The organism is Paenibacillus sp. 2TAB23 (genome assembly GCF_052115165.1).
Taxonomy (GTDB): Bacteria; Bacillota; Bacilli; order Paenibacillales; family Paenibacillaceae; genus Pristimantibacillus.
On sequence record NZ_JBFRGD010000001.1, the window covers coordinates 440,074 to 457,037 of the forward strand.

A 16,964-nucleotide genomic window follows, 5' to 3' on the forward strand; every position below is an offset into this window, starting at 1 on the left:
TCGAAGGTTATTTTTTGCTTTTTGGAGGATTGGCCGATACTGTTTCATCCTTTTGAGAAACCCATTCACTTGAAAAATATGTCCGCTATATTTCAACCTTGCTCTCTTGCGCAAATTTTCTCGTTACGGCATAGAGAATGGAGGCTGTCGCGCAGAATATGCCAAGAATGAGATACAAGGACTGGACGCCAAGATGATCCACCATTACTCCCCCGGCTGCATTGCCGACAATACCGCCTAATCCCCATGTAATCGCCGCAAATACGGTTTGCAGCGTTGCTCTTGTTCGCTCGCTGGAATAGCTCTCCACCACTTCGACTGCCGTCCCTGCCACAAAGGCAAACGCTATACCGTCCAGCAGCTGCAATACGAGCGTTAAATAAACATCCGCAAATGCAAACAGCATCAAGTATTTGAGCGCATAGATGGCTGCGGCAATGCATAGCACCTGGTAATGCCCTATTTTTCTGCTGAGTCTCGCCGAAACCCAGAACATCGGAACCTCGATAATAGCCGCTACCGCAAAAGCACTGCCGAGCAAGCTTTTATCAAATCCAAGCTCCTTGAAATAAATCGGAAGAAACGAGAAATTTATCGATACGGACATAAAAGCCAGCATGCTGATTCCGACAAATATGAGAAAAGGCTTGTTTCGGCTTACCTCGCTAATTTGTTCGATAATGGTTGCTTTTTTGAAGACAGGCTTCGCTTTGGGCAGCAGGAATATGAATAGCGTCAGCACGGCATTCACTCCGAGATAGTACCAGAAGATATGCTCGTAGCCGTATCGTTCATATAAGAAGCCTGTCACAAAGGCGCCAATCGCATAGCTGAGCGCACCCCAAAGCCGCACGCTGCCGAATGAAAAACCTTCTCTATTCCCGATATCGACCGCTATGGAATCGCTAAGCGGTCCCATCGAGGATTGGAACCATACGAAAAAAACAGAGATGACGATAATGGCACCGAGACTATCAAAGTAGAGAAAGCCAATTCCAATAAGCGGTGCCGCAATCGCTGACACGAGCAGAATTTGCCGCGGATTGCTGAGCCGATCGTTAAGCATGCCCATGATCGGCTGCGATACTACGCTAATCAGCGCCCATAACGATAAGATAAGCCCCACGACTGTATTGCTAAATCCTTTTTCGCTGAAAAAAAGACTCGTATAAGGCATTACGACCGACACGGCCAGATATAGCAGAAAATAATAGCTTGCTAGGCTTCTCACGGCTTTTCTCCCCTATGTCATAGAATCATGCTGTCTTTCCAAACGTCGATTACCTTTAACCTCCGGAGCTATGGTACTATTATTTCTATCCGCACACTATCGTCTATTCCTATACAATAAGCATTTATCGAAAATATAAGGAGTGCATATAGATGGGACGATTAATCGACCAATACATACGCAGCGCAGAAGAACAGCATCTGGCCGATAAAACGGCTGAGCTTGCTGCACGTTTTGCCGCAAGAGCGGATAAACATGACAAGGCAGGCAGCTTCCCACATGACAATTTCGCCGACCTGCTGGAGGCCGGATATTTGAAGCTCACGGTTCCTGCCGAGTATGGCGGTGGCGAACTATCACTGCACGAGCTCGTCACGCAGCAAGAGCGACTCGCCTACGGCGATGGATCTACGGCACTCGCCGTTGGCTGGCATCTGGGCCAGATGCTCCATCTCCGAACAACACGGAAATGGCCAGAGCCGCTATTCGCAGAGCTCTGCCGAGACGTCGTCTCGAAAGGCGCCATGATCAATACGTTCGCCAGCGAAGCAGGATCTGGAAGCCCAAGCCGCGGCGGCAAGCCCGAAACGACGGCCATCCAAGCGGAAGGAGGCTGGCTCATCTCCGGACGCAAAACGTTCAGTACACTTTCGCCGATACTTGATCGCTTCGTCGTAACGGCCTATATACCCGAGGAGGAAACGGCAGCTGATTTTCTTGTTTTCAGGAACGAAAACGTAACCGTTCATGAAACCTGGGATACGCTTGGCATGCGCGGCACAGGCAGCCATGACGTCGTGTTAAGCGAAGTTTTCGCCGCGGACGAGCATCGACTTACAGGCAAAGGGGTAGATGACGGAGGCGGCTGGCTCCTGCATATTCCGGCTTGCTACATTGGCATTGCGCTTGCCGCGCGGGATTTTGCAATTTCCTTCGCGCAATCCTATCGGCCTAACCACCTGCAAGGTCCCATAGCAGAGCTTCCGACCGTCCAGCAATCGATCGGGCAGATGGAAGTCGAGCTGCGGACGGCTCGTTCTCTACTCTACGAAGCAGCTGGGCGCTGGGATCGTGAACCGGCAAATCGTCCCCATCTGAGGCCAGAGCTAGGCGTAGCCAAATATGTAGCTACCAATCATGCGATTAAGGTAGTGGATATCGCCATGCGAATCGTAGGCGGATCAAGCTTATCCAGGAGCCTGCCGCTTGAGCGCTATTACCGCGATGTGCGGGCTGGCCTGCATAACCCGCCTATGGACAATACCGTGCTGCATACACTCGCAACGAGTGCTTTGAACGAGCAGCGTTAATCCGTTAACGACCTTGCTGCGCTTGGAATAAATCGCCTGAGACAAGCGGCTCATGGCTTCGATTGCCTGCTATGAAGTATTCATACGCGCCGAGCCTTGCAAGCGCATCGCGATCAGGCAGCCAAACCCACTCATCGATCTCCGTCTGGCAGCGATGCGCCCTGAAAGCGGCAAGCTTGGCCGGCAAATTCTCTCGGACATCGATTCGAATGATATCCTGCTTCGTATAGCCGAATAGCTCCGGTGTTTTCATCGCATCGCCGAAGCTGATGTAAAAAAGTGACCCCTTCTGCTGAGTTCGGCGGAATGCCTCGGACGTTGCTTTCCCGATCGCGCAATGGTCGGGATGGCCGCCCAATGTTTCATGAAAAGTCAGAACGACATCCGGTTTATTAGCGTCCATAAGCTCGCCAATCCGCGCAGTCAAGCGCTCCGAATCGTAAAACTCGACCATTTTGTCACGTATATCCAAAAAGATCAGTTGTTGAATCCCTAGTTCTTCGCAAGCCTTCCTCAGCTCGTTCTCGCGAATATCCGGCATCGTTTCCCGATTGACATAAGGCGGGTTTCCCATACGCCGCCCCATTTCACCGCGAGTAGCGCTTACGAGCGTGATCTCGGCTCCCAGATCCGCATACTTCGCCAGTGTACCTCCGCATATAAACGACTCATCATCTGGATGAGCGAATACGGCAAGGATTTTACGTTTTGCTGCTTCGGTTGTTCTGCTCATTCCGGAAACGGCTCCTTTCCAAGCTGCAAAGCGACATTCATTCTGCCTCTTTCGTCATATCCGGCTAACAGAAGCTTTCCGTCAGCCGCTAGCTCGTAATGGGTAAGGCTCACGGCTCGCAGCCAGCCTGCTTGATCGAAGCGCAGAGCTACCCGATAAGGGCCATCGCCTGCAATCATGGCCTCTTCCAGCCTCACTTTGAAATTCCGAACAAATACGAATGATGTCGCTTCGCTATGCAAATAGACGTCTTGAGCTTGAAATAATGCAAATGCCGCTTGCAGCTTCTGCTTGTCTATAGGGTTCATATTCGATTCATACTCCTTCTACTAAATAGATAGCTTCTTTATATTTTAGCATGGGTATTCTGTTTTCACCAAGGTGAAACGGCTGTCGACGTCCTTTGGCGGCGCAGCGCGTTTCATACCGAGAAATATAGAGAAAGGATGGCGAAATCCTATACTTTCCTATATTTCAAGGTGAAACGGCTGTCGACGTCCTTTGGCGGCGCAGCGYGTTTCATACCGAGAAATATAGAGAAAGGATGGCGAAATCCTATACTTTCCTATATTTGAACAAAACCTTACAATATGGTAATCTATCGTCATTCATGAGAATCTGCTGTTCGACAAGCAGGCGCTCGTATTCGCCAAGATAAAAGACGGCAACGATGTCTCCGACATAACCTCGGCCGGCACAACGACGAACCGTCTTTGGGTTAGAGCTGTAAACCTGGAAAAGCAGTATCCGCAGCACGATAAACTGTTTTCATTCCGCTGTTATGCAGAAAGCTCCTCGGGCCATGGCCCGAGGAGCTTTCGTATAGTGACGCATCATTATAAATCAGCCAGCACCTGATACCAAATCCCTTTTTTCGAATATAAATTTTTTCTAACCTCAGGCCATCCGCCCAAATACGAAATATCAAACAGCCCTTCCGGTTCCGTGTAACGATCCTTCGTTTCTGCCGCAATCTTCTCGTCCACCGCGCGGAAGCCATTCTCGACAAATATCCGCTGAGCCTCTTCGGTGTGCAAATAAGCAATAAATGCTTCGGCAACCTTGCGAGTACCATGTTTATCCGCATTCTTATCTACGATCGCTGCCGGATTCTCGATAAGAATCGTGCTCTTCGGCACGACAATATCGTAATCAACGCCTTTTTTAATACGTGCAAGCAGCTCGTTCTCATAGGTCACAATGACATCGCCGACTCCATATTCAAAGGCAGCCATGGAGGCGCGCCCGCTTTTATCGAGAGACTCTACGTTCGCATGAACCGATTTCAGGAAGCTTTTGGCGTACGCCTCGTCCTTAGTTCCGTTCTTTGCTTCCGACTGCATCAGTCCGGCGCCGTATATCGCATTAATGTCCCACTGCGCTCCGCCCGAGGTTTTGGGATTGGGATAAAGCACCTTAACGCCCTTCCGCGTCAAATCGTCCCAATCCTTTATCCCAAGCGGATTGCCGCTGCGAGTTCCGAGCACGACGATTGAATTCGTAATCATGCCGCCGCTCTCAGAAGCTCTCCAATCATGCGAAATAAACCCAGCATCTGCGATTTTGTCCAAATCGCCTTCCATCGCTAGAATTGCGACATCCGCCTCAAAACCTCCGGCAATCGCGCGAGCCTGTGTACCTGAAGCTTCGTAGGACTCCTGAAATGCGACCTTCTGGCCTGTTTCTTCGAACCAGTAGGCTCTGAAAGCAGGCAGCAGCTCGGCAAAAGCATCCTTAACTACTGAATATGCACCGATTACAAGTGTTACATCGCCGTCCTGTACGGTAGACCCGGCCGCATTGCCATCCGTCTGCTCATCCTTGCCACAGCCTGCTGCGAGCAGCAGCAGTGCAGAGACAAGAAGCAGCACGAATATGCGCCGACTTGTTACCAGGTTGATTTTCATGTTCGCATACAACTCTTTCTACGTCGCTTATTGGTTAGATATGAATAGGCATCGGGTCAACCTTTAATGTATTCTCTGCAATCCAGCTTTCATTGTCGTTGAATAGATAGGCACGGTGCACAAGCACGCTCACATCATCGCCTGGATGAAGCACTTCCTTCTCTAGTGAACGGTACGTAATAAGCTTCGTATCGCCAATAAGCAGCTCCACCATCCACTCGCTGCCTCGGAAATGCAGATGCTTCACTTTTCCTGGAAGCGTTGCGGAAGCCAGCCTAATTTCCCCCGGCTTGCCGATTTCAATATACTCGGGACGGATGAGCGCCTTCGTGCCGGGACGGCTCGCCGCATCCTCAAAGCCCTTAAGCTGCGAAATATTGTCTACGATCGTGGATTCGCCGATAAAGCTCGCGACAAACGGCGTTTCTGGATTTTTGTAAATATCCCAAGGACTTCCCTTTTGCTCCAGCTTGCCCTTGCTTATAATCATGATTTCATCCGCTACCTCAATCGCTTCCTCTTGGTCATGCGTTACGAAAATAGAGGTGATGCCCACGCGCTCGATCATTTCCTTCAGCCAAGTGCGAAGCTCGGTTCGAATCTTGGCATCAATCGCAGCGAATGGCTCATCGAGCAGCAGCAGCTGCGGTTCGGGAGCAAGCGCTCTTGCAAATGCTACGCGCTGCCGTTGTCCCCCGGAGAGCTGATGGGCATACCGGTGCTCGAAGCCCTTAAGACCGGTAAGCTCAACCAAATACATGACGCGTTCTCTAATCTGTTCTTTCGACTGCTTCTTCACCTTTAATCCGAATGCGATGTTGTCGTATACCGTCATATGTTTGAACAGCGCATAGTTTTGGAATACGAAGCCAATGCCCCGCTCCTGCGGAGGCAGGTCGTTTACGCGTTTGCCATGGAAAATGATATCGCCGGAGGAAGGGGACTCAAGCCCCGCCAGCATACGAAGTATGGACGTTTTGCCGCCGCCGCTCGGTCCGAGCAAGCCGATCAGATGACCTTTTTCGATTTCAAAGCTAACGTCCTTAACGGCATGAAAGTCGCCAAAGTTTTTGTTCAGGTTCCGTACTTCAATATGCATGGCTTAATGCACTTCCTTTCGTTTTTTCGCCCATTCCATCAGCAGCAGCAATCCTACGGAAAAAGCCGCAAGCACGAGCGCCACGCCGTTGGCGGCAACCACGTTGAAATTTTCCACATCCTGATAAACAAGCGTTGTAGCCGTTTGTGTTTTATTCATAATGTTGCCCGATACGACGAGCACCGCGCCAAATTCCCCAAGCGAGCGCGCTACCGTTAATACAACGCCGTAGATGACGCCCCATCGGATCGATGGCCATGTCACCTTCCAGAATGTATACCAGGAGTACGCACCTAGCGTAGATGCCGCTTCCTCCTGCTGCGCGCCGATCTCCTGCAGCACGGGCATCACCTCGCGCACCATGAGCGGGAATGTCACGAACAAGGTAGCCAGAATCATGCCCGGCAGCGCATAAACGATTTTGATGCCTGCATCCTCAAACATTGTGCCGATAATCGTGTTTGGACCCAGCATTAGAACGATCATCAGACCGCCGATAACCGGCGAAACGGCGAAAGGCAAGTCGACCAAGCTGTTAAGCAGGCGCTTGATGCGTCGTCCTATCCACTCCGCCCGAACGAGATACATGGCCAGCATGATTCCGAATACCGTATTCAATACGGTAACCACAACAACGATTATCCCGGTCATCATCAGCGCATGCAGCGACTGCGGCCTCGTAATGCCTTCAATAAAACCATTCCAGCCTTCTGCCCATGAGCCTGTGAAGATTTTGATAAGCGGGGCAATGAGCAATAAGCCAAATACGATATAAGTTAACGTAATCCATAGCCTTCTCATCATTGGCCGCCCCTCCTGCCTTGAATGAGGTTGACCGTCCATAGAATAAGAAAGGATAACGTAAGGAGCATAACCGATACGGCGGCTGCGCCCTGTGGATTACTGCTTTCTATTTCTCCAAAAATATAAACGGATGCGATAAGCGTCTTACCCGGAATATTGCCTGCAACGAGTACAACTGCGCCAAACTCCGCAATACCGCGAGAGAAGGCGAGCATCGCTCCGCTCAGAATACCTGGCAGCATCGTAGGAAAGATTACGCTAAAAAATGTCTTTGCCCGGGTAGCGCCTAGCGTATAAGCTGCTTCTTCTTCCGATTTGTCCATTTCCTCCAGCAGTGGCTGAATGGCACGGATAACGAAAGGAAACGTTACAAACAGCATCGCTACGATAATCGCCGGCTCGTGGAACACGATCTCGATGCCGATTTTCTCTGCCAAACCTCCTACGAAGCTGTTAGGCCCCAGTAGCAGCAAAATCATAAGCCCGCCAACCGCAGTCGGCAATGCAAACGGCAGATCAACCAAGCTATTAAGAAAGCGTCGTCCCGGAAATCGGTAACGAATGAGAACCCAGCCGATCATGGTGCCTAGAAACACATTAAGCAGCGTTGCGATAACGGCTAATTTCACGGTCAGCAGCACAGCTTTCCAAGCGAGCGGATCGGAAATGCTTTCCCAAAAAGGGGTCCATCCAAGCGAAAAGGATTGCGTGTAAATACCAAGGATAGGTAATACGATTAGAATAATAAAGTAAAGCATAATGGCGCTCCGAAAGCCGAAGCTCCATCCTTTCCCGCGAAACAAAGCATTCACTGTGACTTAACCTCCAGACCATCGGCTCGTGCCGTAGGTGTAGCAAAACAAGTAAAAACATAATTCCTATTATATTACTAGGTATTAATAATGTAGCATCCATACTGGGATTAAGTCAATCAAAAATTTAGAAATTCTAATCGCTTTCATAGCATTTTTTTATAGCTTTTTCATTTCGTCTTGACCAGTATGCAAAAAAAAGGAGACCAGCTGATGCTGATGCTCCTCCTCCGTTTATTCGCCTTCAATATAATATACGTTTTCACCTTCGGAAATAATCGCTTGCCCTTGGGTGAGATCCGTAATCCAAGCTACAAATGCTTCTGCATCAGGCTTCTCAGGCAGACAGCGGACGATAACCCGATCCGTGAAATCCGTCCCGCCAACGCGCGTGCCCTTGCTGTGCAGCTCATTTTCCAGCTTTCCATACCACGTATAGTCCACGTCGACAAAAACTTCTCGATGAAGCACGTTGACGATCTCGTCAGCCGCTTCGATACCGGCAACCGCGCCGTCCGTATAGGCACGCACGAGACCGCCTGCCCCGAGCATAATGCCGCCGAAATAACGGGTTACGACGACGGCGACATTTTTGAGCCCCTTGTGCTTGATGACCTCAAGAATCGGTTTACCCGCCGTTCCGCTTGGCTCTCCGTCATCGGATGCCTTCTGGAACTGATCGCGCTCGCCTATCAGATAAGCCGAGCAATTATGCGTCGCCTGCTTATGCAGCTGTTTGATTTCATTAATGAAGGCAACGGCTTCCTCTTCCGTCTCGACCGGCTTCGCATGCCCGATGAAACGGGATTTCTTAATGACGTTCTCGGCGTTAGCCTGCTGCCTGACCGTCCTAAATTTCTCCAGCATAAGCGATGACTCCCGCATGCCGATGGGAGCGGCCTCCTACAGCCTTGCTTCCAATTCGGCTTTTTCTTTCTCGAAGCCCGGTTTGCCAAGCAACGCGAACATATTCTTTTTGTACGCTTCTACACCCGGTTGGTCGAATGGGTTGACGCCAAGCAGGTAACCGCTGATTCCGCAAGCTTTCTCGAAGAAATAAACAAGGTATCCGAACGTGTATGGCGTCATGTCGGCAATGTTCACGATGAAGTTCGGCACCTGGCCATCCGTATGCGCTAGGAGCGTGCCCTCGAACGCCTTTTTGTTAACGAAGTCCATTGTTTTTCCCGTTAGGAAGTTCAGACCGTCCAGATCCGCATCGTCATGCTCGATTGAAATGTGCTCAGCCACTTCTCTGACTTGAATAACCGTTTCGAAAATGTTCCGGTTGCCCTCTTGGATAAATTGGCCCATGGAGTGCAAATCCGTCGAAAAGTCGACTGCCGCCGGGAAAATGCCTTTGAAATCCTTGCCTTCGCTTTCGCCGAATAGCTGTTTCCACCACTCCGACACGAAATGCAGGGAAGGCTCATAGTTAACGAGGATTTCCGTTGCCTTGCCTTTGCGGTAAAGCGCGTTGCGGGCTGCCGCATATTGGTAGGCTTCATTCTCAGCAAGATTAGGATTGCTGTATTCTTTGGATGCATCGGCAGCGCCCTGCATGATTGCCTCAATGTTAATGCCAGCAGCTGCGATTGGCAGCAAGCCTACAGCCGTAAGCACCGAATAACGGCCGCCTACATCGTCAGGTATAATGAATGATTCGTAGCCTTCTTCCGAAGAAAGCTTCTTCAATGCGCCTTTCTCGCTGTCTGTTGTCGCATAGATGCGTTTGCGTGCTTCTTCTTTGCCGTATTTCTTCTCAAGCGCAGCACGGAATACACGGAATGCGATAGCCGGCTCAGTCGTTGTTCCCGATTTGGAAATCACGTTGATCGACCAGTCGCGGCCTTCAACGAGCTGTAGAAGATGAGTGACGTAAGTCGAGCTTATATTGTTTCCTGCGAACAATACCTGCGGCGTTTTGCGCTGTTCTTGCGGCAGAATATTATAGAAAGAGTGGGACAATGCTTCAATTGCTGCGCGTGCGCCTAGGTAGGAACCGCCAATTCCGATCACGATCAGTACCTCGGAATCCGATTTGATTTTCTCGGCAGCTTGTTGAATGCGGGCAAACTCTTCTTTATCATAGTTAGTAGGAAGGTCGATCCAGCCCAAGTAGTCCGAGCCAGTGCCTGTCCCGTTATGTAATTGCTCATGCGCCAGACGAACGGATTCCGTCAAATAATCGATCTCATGCTGGCCAATGAAAGTCAGCGCTTTGCTGTAGTCAAACTGAACTGTTTTGCTCATGTAAGTGTAAACCTCCTAAAATGTTGTGAACCAAAGCCTTGATAATGCTTTTCAACTTAGCCTCTACAATATCGGATTTACCTTATAAAAACAAGCAACAAAGAATGAAATATTGATGAAGAATCTGTATAATCAATTAAAAAACAAGATGGAGCGGAGGAATTCTTTATGAAAAAGGTCGGATTTATCGGATTGGGCGTTATGGGGCTCGGAATGGCTGCGAACTTATTGCGCAAGGGCTTCGAGGTAGCCGTCTATAATAGAACCGCTGGCAAGGCTGATTCCTTGCTGGCGCTGGGGGCAACGGAGCTGGATTCGCCATCTGCAGTCGCTGGCTCGGTGGATGTAGTCATTACGATGATTAGCAACGACTCCGCTATTCGTGAGGTTTACTTTGGTCAGCATGGTATTTTCGAAGGCGTTCGCAGCGGCACCACCCTCATTGACAGCAGCACGATATCACCCATGCTGGCAAAGGAGCTCGCGGCTGAAGCAGAGGCGCAAAACGCAGCTTTCCTTGATGCCCCTGTCACGGGCAGCAAACCAGCGGCAGAGGACGGAACGCTCGTTTTTATGGTAGGCGGGAATGCGGATCGACTTGGCGAGGTGGAGGAAATATTGCTTGCTATGGGCCGCAAGGTCATCCCGATGGGGCCAAACGGCAGCGGGTCAATTGCAAAGCTTGCGCATAATACGATCGTCGGCATTAACGTAGTTGCACTTGCGGAAGGGATGGCCATCGCAGCAAGCGGCGGCATTGACGGCCATGCGTTCGTCGAGCTCGTCCAATCCGGCGGTGCGGCAAGCAGAGCAGCAGAGATGAAAGGGCCCAAGCTGCTAGAGGGTAATTACGACGTCCAATTTTCGCTTGAGCTCATGCTGAAGGATCTTCGGCTCTCTTCCGTGCTGTCGGACAGCCTTAACGTGCCTACGCCACTGCTTGAAGCTTCCAAAAGCTTATTCCAAGTAGGTGATGCGATGGGCCTAGGCGCGCTCGATATGTCCAGCGTTGGCCAAGCGTACGAGCAGTGGATCGGCCGCAAGCTGAGCGGGAAAGCCGATCAGGTGCACTAGAAAAATTAACGAATGATTTATTTGTAGTTTTGATACATGATTCACTCCAATTAAACCGCCAAAAGCCGACCACAAGGTCGGCTTTTCATCGGATTATGAATAGTAAGGAGAAATCATCAAATATACGATCACTCCCGTAAAGCTAACATACAGCCAGATCGGCATCGTCCATCTCGCGATTTTGCGATGCTTGTCCAGTTTCATCTGCAGGCCGCGTACAGCTGACAGCAGCGCAAGCGGAACAACGACGATCGCAAGCAAAATATGCGTGAGCAGAATAAAGAAATAAATCGAGCGCAGTGCGCCCTCCCCGCCATATTTCGTTGATTCCGTCAAATAATGATACGTCACATACGAGACAAGAAACAGCGTAGTTGACGTAAAAGCAGCACCAATAAATGCACGATGAAGCTTAACGTTCTTCTTCATAATGGACACCAAAGCAACCACTAGCGAAACAAAGGTGAAGCAATTGAAAATCGCATTCAGCAGCGGCAACAGCTTAACATCAAATCCGATTTCTCCGTCATAAGCAGGCAAAAAGAACAGCACCGTTATGATGGCAACTAAGACGATGGACAGAATGGCTACCATAGGTCCGACGTTTTTTTCCTTCAAGCGAATAACCTCCTAATCAAACGCGTCAATGCTTTAATCACAGGCGTTTTCTACTCTCTTAACATAAATGATTTACATCATCCAAAGCAATCGGATTTCCACTCTATTTATCACAAATAATCGAATTTTGTTAAGACCTCTACATACAAATACCGCCATAGAAAAGCCAGTGCCCGGCTCTCCTACGGCGGCAATCTATTTCAGCCTATTTTCTAATAAACGTTCAAAATCTCGAATCGCTGCGGATCGCGTCCCTTGCGAGGGTCATGCTCGACCTCGTCTGTAACATGAATATGCGCGTTTCTGCGGTCTTCCGTACCGAAACCCGCGCTCAGCACTTTACCCGTCGTTCGGTTGCGAATCAAAACGCCGCTCTCGGCATTCCTATCATCCATCAACCATTCGCTGCAACCGGAGGCATCGCTTCCCTCTAGTACAAACAGCTCATCGCGCAGCAAACCACCGTCTGATAATCGTTTTACGGCAAGGCATCTGCCGTCTGTCCTGCTTCTGATTCGAATATATCCCTCTTCCTCAGCAGGCTCAACCATCCATTTTTGCGCTTCCGAAGCGTACGAAAGGATATGTCCACCCACCTTAGCGTTCCCTCCATTTCCTATCTCCACGGCTGCATACCGCTCTGTTCCGCAGCTTTTAATCCGGTGCAAGCCGCTCGGAGTCAATTGCGGTTCAATCTGTCCGGTTGTAAGGTCAATCGTTATCCGATCCGCCCATTCCAGCTTTAGCTCTTTATCCGAAGGAAAGCTTATTGGCAGAAATACATAGGAAGAATGATGATAATGGGACGGGTCCCAGCGGTCTCCCACATACAAATAGCTCGTTTCTCCTTGCGACTGCAGCGGCACTATGAAAGCTGGCTGCGTATCGTAAGTGGTAGTATCCCCGAAAGGAATAAGCTGCGACCATCTGCCTGTCAAGCTGTCGGAATAGGCATACGCGCCTTGATTCGGCAGCCATCCCGTACAAGCCGATGTAACGAGGAAATAGATCCCATTTCGCTTCATTACAGCCGGTGCTTCCCTATATTGCCCGGGCCATAATGTTTTGACATGCTCTTCGATGCTCAAATAATCGTCCGACAATCGGTAAACAAGCAGGTCTGCATTATCCCTTGCAGCCGAAATAAAATAGGCGCTGCCGTCGCTATCCTGAAATACCGTGCAATCCCTCGACATATGGCCTATCGGGTTAAAGCTCCCATGATAGACATATTCGCCGTCAATCGTATCGCACGTCGCAACCGCGCAGCGGGCATCGCTATAATTGCGGCCATTTTCCCAGTGCATCCACATGACATACTTGCCTGTTCTCTCGTTGCGAAGCACCTTTGGCCGCTCAATGACGGCGCCTTGCCCGAAGCCGTTGTCTTCCTGGTCAACCATAACAAGTGCAAGCGATGTCCTGTAATACACCGGGCTTGCCTTGGATGCAAGCGTAAGCACCGCGCCTCTGCTCTCCCAATGATATAAGTCTCTCGAACGGTAACAGGACACCTTCTTGCCGTCCGTTCGATCCTCGCCAAACCAATAAAAATAACCGGCTTCCTGCAGCATCCAACCGCCGTGCGCTCTTATCGGCTCTCCGCTATTGTCCATCCATGCCGTTCCGTTACGAATCGCAGCCCCGTTTTCCATCTCATTCATCCTCCTTCGATTAGACCGAATGCTGGTCTCTGTAGTCCTGAGGTGTCATCCCGTACAGCTTTTTAAATTGCTTTATGAAATAGGTCGCGTTCTGATAGCTGAATTTATTTCCGATCTCGTAGATTTTAAGATTCGTAGTCTTCAACAAATGAGCCGATTTCTCCATTCGAATGCGAAGCATATAATCGGTCAAGCTTTCCCCTGTTACTGCTTTATACATTTGGGATACATAGACGGGATGCAAGTGAACACGCTCTGCAATCATCTGCAGCGAGATCGCCCTGTCCAGATGCTCCTCGATAAATCGCTGTACCTTGTATATCAGCTTGCTATGCCCGTCAGCTGCTTCTCTTTCAAGCGATGAACGCATAATCGCTGCCAGTCGGAATAGACCATCCCGAAGCTGTCCGAATGTCTCGAACGACTCGAAGTTCAACGATGCCCGATCGCCCGATTCAAGAAACTCGAATAATCCGTATCCGCTCTTATGGGCAATAAAGGACAATGCGCCTGTCACAGCGCAGAACGTTTCGAAGGCATGCTCAGCAGAGTCACCGAATTGTGTCTCAAGCTCCTCAAAGATAAGACTAAGCTTTTTTTCAAAATCGTCCCAACGTCCGGCTTCCAGCAAATCCGGAAGCGTAGGGGGCTCATATAGCCGCGAGAGCGTTTGCACTGCTGCTTTCTCTTGATGCTCTCCTAATGACAGCAAGTAGCCCTTGCCTCGCGCGATATGTTTGCGGAACGCGGCCAGCGCACCGCTATACGAGGCACCCAAGTGGGCTGGAAATGCCCCCTCCTCGCCAATTACGACCGAGACCGTGCCCTTTAGATAGGTTTCAACTTGCCGCTGAATCAACTCGCCAAGCCGCATAAATTGCTCCTTCACGGCGGGCTTGGTCCATTCACGCGACTTTGCATGATTTCTTTTTATTACAAAAGCTAAATATCCATGTGCTTCCTTGCCAGTCCAAACCTGGCAGCTCTCCCGCAGCACTTCCTCCGCTACGTTGCTGACGGCGTATTCAAGGAGAGTACGGTCTTTATAACCGTAATGAACGAATGGCTCCTCCAGTCGAATGAGCAGCAGTGCAACTCTGTCATGCTCAGATATTGGAATCAGAAGCTGTGACAGCTTATCGGTTAAAGCCTCAGCCGGAATCGAATGCCCCTGCAGCAGCTCCATTAATAAGTCTCTACGCAGCAGCGGCAAGTTGTCTCGCATCGTTTTCATCGTATTATCACGGGATACGAGCTCCTCCCACTCTCTCCGAACGGTTCCAAGCGCTTTGCCGACAGCTTGAATCAAATCTTCGTCATCAACCGGCTTCAGCAGATAGTCGGATGCCCCGCCAGTAATCGCACGTTTGGCGTATTCGAATTCAGCATGCCCTGTCAATAAAATACACTGCGTGGATGAGGAAAGCTCATGCACTCTATCCATTAGCTCCAATCCGGATATCCCCGGCATGCGAATATCCGTAATCACAAGATCGATAGGATGCTGCCTAATAATCGCGAGTGCATCCGTTACAGAGAATGCCTTATGCACCATGCCGATTTTCAGATCATCGCAAGGCAGCGTCGCGGCAACTCCTTCGACAACCGATCGCTCGTCGTCCACGATCAATATCTCATGCACGTTCGTCGCCCTCCTTCCACCGCACAATCACCCTTAAGCCTCCCGCTGGAGAATGCTCAAGCTCAAGCCCCGACCCGCTGCCGTACTTATGAACAAGCCGTTGATGTACGTTCCTCATTCCGCAGCTACCGCTTGCTTCACCAGGCATGCTTATCGTTTCCCTCAGCACCGTGAGTGAATGGTCGTTCATGCCGATCCCGTCATCATCGATCATAATGACGTATTCGTTCGCCGCTGCCATGCCTTTAATGCTTATCTCTCCAGCCTTCTCCTTCTGCTCGATGCCATGAATAATGGCATTCTCAACAATGGGCTGAAGCAGCAACCGCGGCAGTGCAATCTCCTCCATCGTCTCCGGAATATCAATTTTGAATTGGATACGATTCATGCGCATGTTTTGGATGGATAAATAATTGCGAATCAGGTTCATTTCATCCTTGACCGTCGTATTCTGCTGGTCCACATGCGTGGTATAGCGGTAATATTCGCCCAGCTTAACCGCCATAGCCATAACGGCCTCCTTCTCGCCAAGACGCGTCATATTTTTCACAAAAAACAAGCAATTGTATAAAAAATGAGGATTGATCTGGGATTGAAGCTGCTTTAATGTGGCTTCTCTAGAGCGCAGCTTCTCCTCGTATACGCGTTCAATAAGGTCTTCAATCTGTTCGCTCATTAAGTTGAACTGGTCGAATAAATAACCGAATTCATCCCTTTTGCCGCTGTCAACGCGAACCGTATAATCCCCTTTCCGCAGGCGCTTGACGGCTAAGAAAAGCTCCCGTATCGGCACCTGCACATGTTTATAAAGCAGGAAAGCAGCAAGCACGCTTATGATGGCAATCACGCTCATCGACAGCCAAAACCAGTTTCTGCTCGATGTGATCGGATACAAGATGCTTTCGAGCGGCACATATTCAATTAAATACCAGCCGATAGTTTCTGATTTAATAAAATTGACCATGTAACGCGCGTCCTGCAGCGAGGTGATAAACGTGCCTTGCTCTTCTTTCAATTGACTTCTTGCCTCAATTGAAGGAATAAGCTCATGTATGCGGTCCATGTTTGCCGTTCGCGTCACGATCGGAGAATAATCCGGATGATACAGAAACGGATCGCCTGAGCTGTCCGACTTGAATGAGGTCAGCATATCCCCAATATTTTTGACATCCACTCTTATTTCACCGATAAGGTCCGCTTCATCCGTTTGATCGTAAGCCGACAAAGGCTCTATCGTCCGAAATACGAACGAGTCGGGTACGCGGGAATTATCCATAGAGTTAAATTTCCAAATGAAAGGATCAACAGGTTTGTTCACGATTTCATCTCGAAACAGCTTCTTAAACGTTATTGAGTCGTGGGTGCTCACAACCTGATCCGACATAGGTGCATAAAGCGTATACGAATGGGACCAGCCGCCCGTGTTGCCGCGTCTTTCAAGCTCCTCCTGGAGCTCCAGCTTCAGCTGGAAGGAATCGTAGCCGCTTGACTCCGGGTCCATTTCAATAAAAGAAATCACTCTCGGCTCTATGCCTAAGTTGTTAACTGAGGTCATGAACTGGTCGAATTCATCATCGATCTGCTGAACGAGGAAAGAGAGCTTATTTCGGTTATTTTGCTGGATCTCCTCCTGCACGACCTGAACGCTGACTTGGTTGGAATAGGTGTAAAGCGCCACGAACGGAATGAGCAGCAATCCCAGAATGGCCAATATTTTTTTGAAAATATTCGATTTTTCCATTAGGTATGCCGCCTCTCCGACAAGGAAAAGCACCGATTCCCCCTGTAGGGGGAACGGGTGCCAGCCTTGAACCCGA

The 16,964-nt window shown here is 49.8% G+C and carries 15 protein-coding genes; 2 read left to right on the forward strand and 13 right to left on the reverse strand.

Annotation, left to right across the window (positions count from 1 at the left end; all coding sequences use genetic code 11):
• Window positions 1-85 precede the first annotated feature (85 nt).
• Complete coding sequence (locus AB4Z29_RS01980; RefSeq protein ID WP_441941470.1) at window positions 86-1,231, reverse strand: MFS transporter; 1,146 nt, start codon at window positions 1,229-1,231, stop codon at window positions 86-88.
• A gap of 152 nt (window positions 1,232-1,383) precedes the next feature.
• On the opposite strand from AB4Z29_RS01980, the gene AB4Z29_RS01985 reads away from it, so the two are divergent.
• Window positions 1,384-2,541 carry an acyl-CoA dehydrogenase family protein gene (locus AB4Z29_RS01985; RefSeq protein WP_441941471.1) on the forward strand — a complete coding sequence of 386 codons (1,158 nt, stop codon included), beginning with the start codon at window positions 1,384-1,386 and terminating at the stop codon, window positions 2,539-2,541.
• A 4-nt stretch (window positions 2,542-2,545) separates the two neighbouring features.
• On the opposite strand, the gene AB4Z29_RS01990 is transcribed toward AB4Z29_RS01985, so the two are convergent.
• The 8 genes from AB4Z29_RS01990 to AB4Z29_RS02025 form a co-directional block, all read right to left on the reverse strand.
• Window positions 2,546-3,274: a PIG-L family deacetylase gene (locus AB4Z29_RS01990; protein WP_441941472.1), complete on the reverse strand. Its 729-nt coding sequence runs from the start codon at window positions 3,272-3,274 to the stop codon at window positions 2,546-2,548.
• Window positions 3,271-3,582 (reverse strand): DUF1806 family protein, encoded by a 312-nt coding sequence (locus tag AB4Z29_RS01995; RefSeq protein ID WP_441941473.1) that lies wholly within the window; start codon window positions 3,580-3,582, stop codon window positions 3,271-3,273. Before AB4Z29_RS01995 ends, AB4Z29_RS01990 begins: the two co-directional genes overlap by 4 nt.
• Before the next feature lie 528 nt (window positions 3,583-4,110).
• Window positions 4,111-5,181, reverse strand: coding sequence for a sulfate ABC transporter substrate-binding protein (locus tag AB4Z29_RS02000; protein ID WP_441941474.1), 1,071 nt, complete (start codon window positions 5,179-5,181; stop codon window positions 4,111-4,113).
• Window positions 5,182-5,215: 34 nt separating this feature from the next.
• Window positions 5,216-6,280: a sulfate/molybdate ABC transporter ATP-binding protein gene (locus tag AB4Z29_RS02005; RefSeq protein ID WP_441941475.1), complete on the reverse strand. Its 1,065-nt coding sequence runs from the start codon at window positions 6,278-6,280 to the stop codon at window positions 5,216-5,218.
• 3 nt (window positions 6,281-6,283) lie between these two features.
• Window positions 6,284-7,081, reverse strand: coding sequence for a sulfate ABC transporter permease subunit (locus AB4Z29_RS02010; RefSeq protein ID WP_183569143.1), 798 nt, complete (start codon window positions 7,079-7,081; stop codon window positions 6,284-6,286).
• Window positions 7,081-7,842 (reverse strand): sulfate ABC transporter permease subunit CysT, encoded by a 762-nt coding sequence (gene cysT, locus AB4Z29_RS02015; RefSeq protein ID WP_441941586.1) that lies wholly within the window; start codon window positions 7,840-7,842, stop codon window positions 7,081-7,083. The genes AB4Z29_RS02010 and cysT overlap by 1 nt, the downstream gene beginning before the upstream one ends.
• A 288-nt stretch (window positions 7,843-8,130) precedes the next feature.
• The gene (locus AB4Z29_RS02020) at window positions 8,131-8,763 is read right to left on the reverse strand and encodes a YigZ family protein (RefSeq protein WP_441941476.1); all 633 of its coding nucleotides are present in this window, start codon (window positions 8,761-8,763) and stop codon (window positions 8,131-8,133) included.
• Window positions 8,764-8,799: 36 nt separating this feature from the next.
• Window positions 8,800-10,149 (reverse strand): glucose-6-phosphate isomerase, encoded by a 1,350-nt coding sequence (locus AB4Z29_RS02025; protein WP_441941477.1) that lies wholly within the window; start codon window positions 10,147-10,149, stop codon window positions 8,800-8,802.
• 168 nt (window positions 10,150-10,317) lie between these two features.
• Here AB4Z29_RS02025 and AB4Z29_RS02030 point away from each other — a divergent pair, with 168 nt between their 5' ends.
• Window positions 10,318-11,223: an NAD(P)-dependent oxidoreductase gene (locus AB4Z29_RS02030; protein WP_441941478.1), complete on the forward strand. Its 906-nt coding sequence runs from the start codon at window positions 10,318-10,320 to the stop codon at window positions 11,221-11,223.
• Window positions 11,224-11,316: 93 nt separating this feature from the next.
• Here the strand turns inward: AB4Z29_RS02030 and AB4Z29_RS02035 are convergent, their stop codons facing one another.
• From AB4Z29_RS02035 to AB4Z29_RS02050, 4 genes are all read right to left on the reverse strand, one after another.
• Entirely contained in the window at window positions 11,317-11,817 is a 501-nt protein-coding gene (locus tag AB4Z29_RS02035; protein ID WP_441941587.1) for a DUF420 domain-containing protein, read from the reverse strand.
• 236 nt (window positions 11,818-12,053) lie between these two features.
• Window positions 12,054-13,505: a family 43 glycosylhydrolase gene (locus AB4Z29_RS02040; RefSeq protein WP_441941479.1), complete on the reverse strand. Its 1,452-nt coding sequence runs from the start codon at window positions 13,503-13,505 to the stop codon at window positions 12,054-12,056.
• Window positions 13,506-13,515: 10 nt separating this feature from the next.
• Window positions 13,516-15,147 carry a response regulator transcription factor gene (locus AB4Z29_RS02045; protein WP_441941480.1) on the reverse strand — a complete coding sequence of 544 codons (1,632 nt, stop codon included), beginning with the start codon at window positions 15,145-15,147 and terminating at the stop codon, window positions 13,516-13,518.
• Complete coding sequence (locus AB4Z29_RS02050) at window positions 15,140-16,888, reverse strand: cache domain-containing sensor histidine kinase (protein ID WP_441941481.1); 1,749 nt, start codon at window positions 16,886-16,888, stop codon at window positions 15,140-15,142. The genes AB4Z29_RS02045 and AB4Z29_RS02050 overlap by 8 nt, the downstream gene beginning before the upstream one ends.
• Window positions 16,889-16,964 lie beyond the last annotated feature (76 nt).

What these genes read in the sequence shown, in the direction of transcription:
- AB4Z29_RS02010 (WP_183569143.1), bottom strand. Translation starts at nt 7,081, where the DNA reads ATGAGAAGGCTATGGATTACGTTAACTTATATCGTATTTGGCTTATTG.
- AB4Z29_RS01990 (WP_441941472.1), bottom strand. Translation starts at nt 3,274, where the DNA reads ATGAGCAGAACAACCGAAGCAGCAAAACGTAAAATCCTTGCCGTATTC.
- AB4Z29_RS02005 (WP_441941475.1), bottom strand. Translation starts at nt 6,280, where the DNA reads ATGCATATTGAAGTACGGAACCTGAACAAAAACTTTGGCGACTTTCAT.
- AB4Z29_RS02040 (WP_441941479.1), bottom strand. Translation starts at nt 13,505, where the DNA reads ATGAATGAGATGGAAAACGGGGCTGCGATTCGTAACGGAACGGCATGG.
- AB4Z29_RS01985 (WP_441941471.1), top strand. Translation starts at nt 1,384, where the DNA reads ATGGGACGATTAATCGACCAATACATACGCAGCGCAGAAGAACAGCAT.
- AB4Z29_RS02035 (WP_441941587.1), bottom strand. Translation starts at nt 11,817, where the DNA reads ATGGTAGCCATTCTGTCCATCGTCTTAGTTGCCATCATAACGGTGCTG.
- AB4Z29_RS02020 (WP_441941476.1), bottom strand. Translation starts at nt 8,763, where the DNA reads ATGCTGGAGAAATTTAGGACGGTCAGGCAGCAGGCTAACGCCGAGAAC.
- AB4Z29_RS02025 (WP_441941477.1), bottom strand. Translation starts at nt 10,149, where the DNA reads ATGAGCAAAACAGTTCAGTTTGACTACAGCAAAGCGCTGACTTTCATT.
- AB4Z29_RS02030 (WP_441941478.1), top strand. Translation starts at nt 10,318, where the DNA reads ATGAAAAAGGTCGGATTTATCGGATTGGGCGTTATGGGGCTCGGAATG.
- AB4Z29_RS01995 (WP_441941473.1), bottom strand. Translation starts at nt 3,582, where the DNA reads ATGAACCCTATAGACAAGCAGAAGCTGCAAGCGGCATTTGCATTATTT.
- AB4Z29_RS02050 (WP_441941481.1), bottom strand. Translation starts at nt 16,888, where the DNA reads ATGGAAAAATCGAATATTTTCAAAAAAATATTGGCCATTCTGGGATTG.
- cysT (WP_441941586.1), bottom strand. Translation starts at nt 7,842, where the DNA reads ATGCTTTACTTTATTATTCTAATCGTATTACCTATCCTTGGTATTTAC.
- AB4Z29_RS02000 (WP_441941474.1), bottom strand. Translation starts at nt 5,181, where the DNA reads ATGAAAATCAACCTGGTAACAAGTCGGCGCATATTCGTGCTGCTTCTT.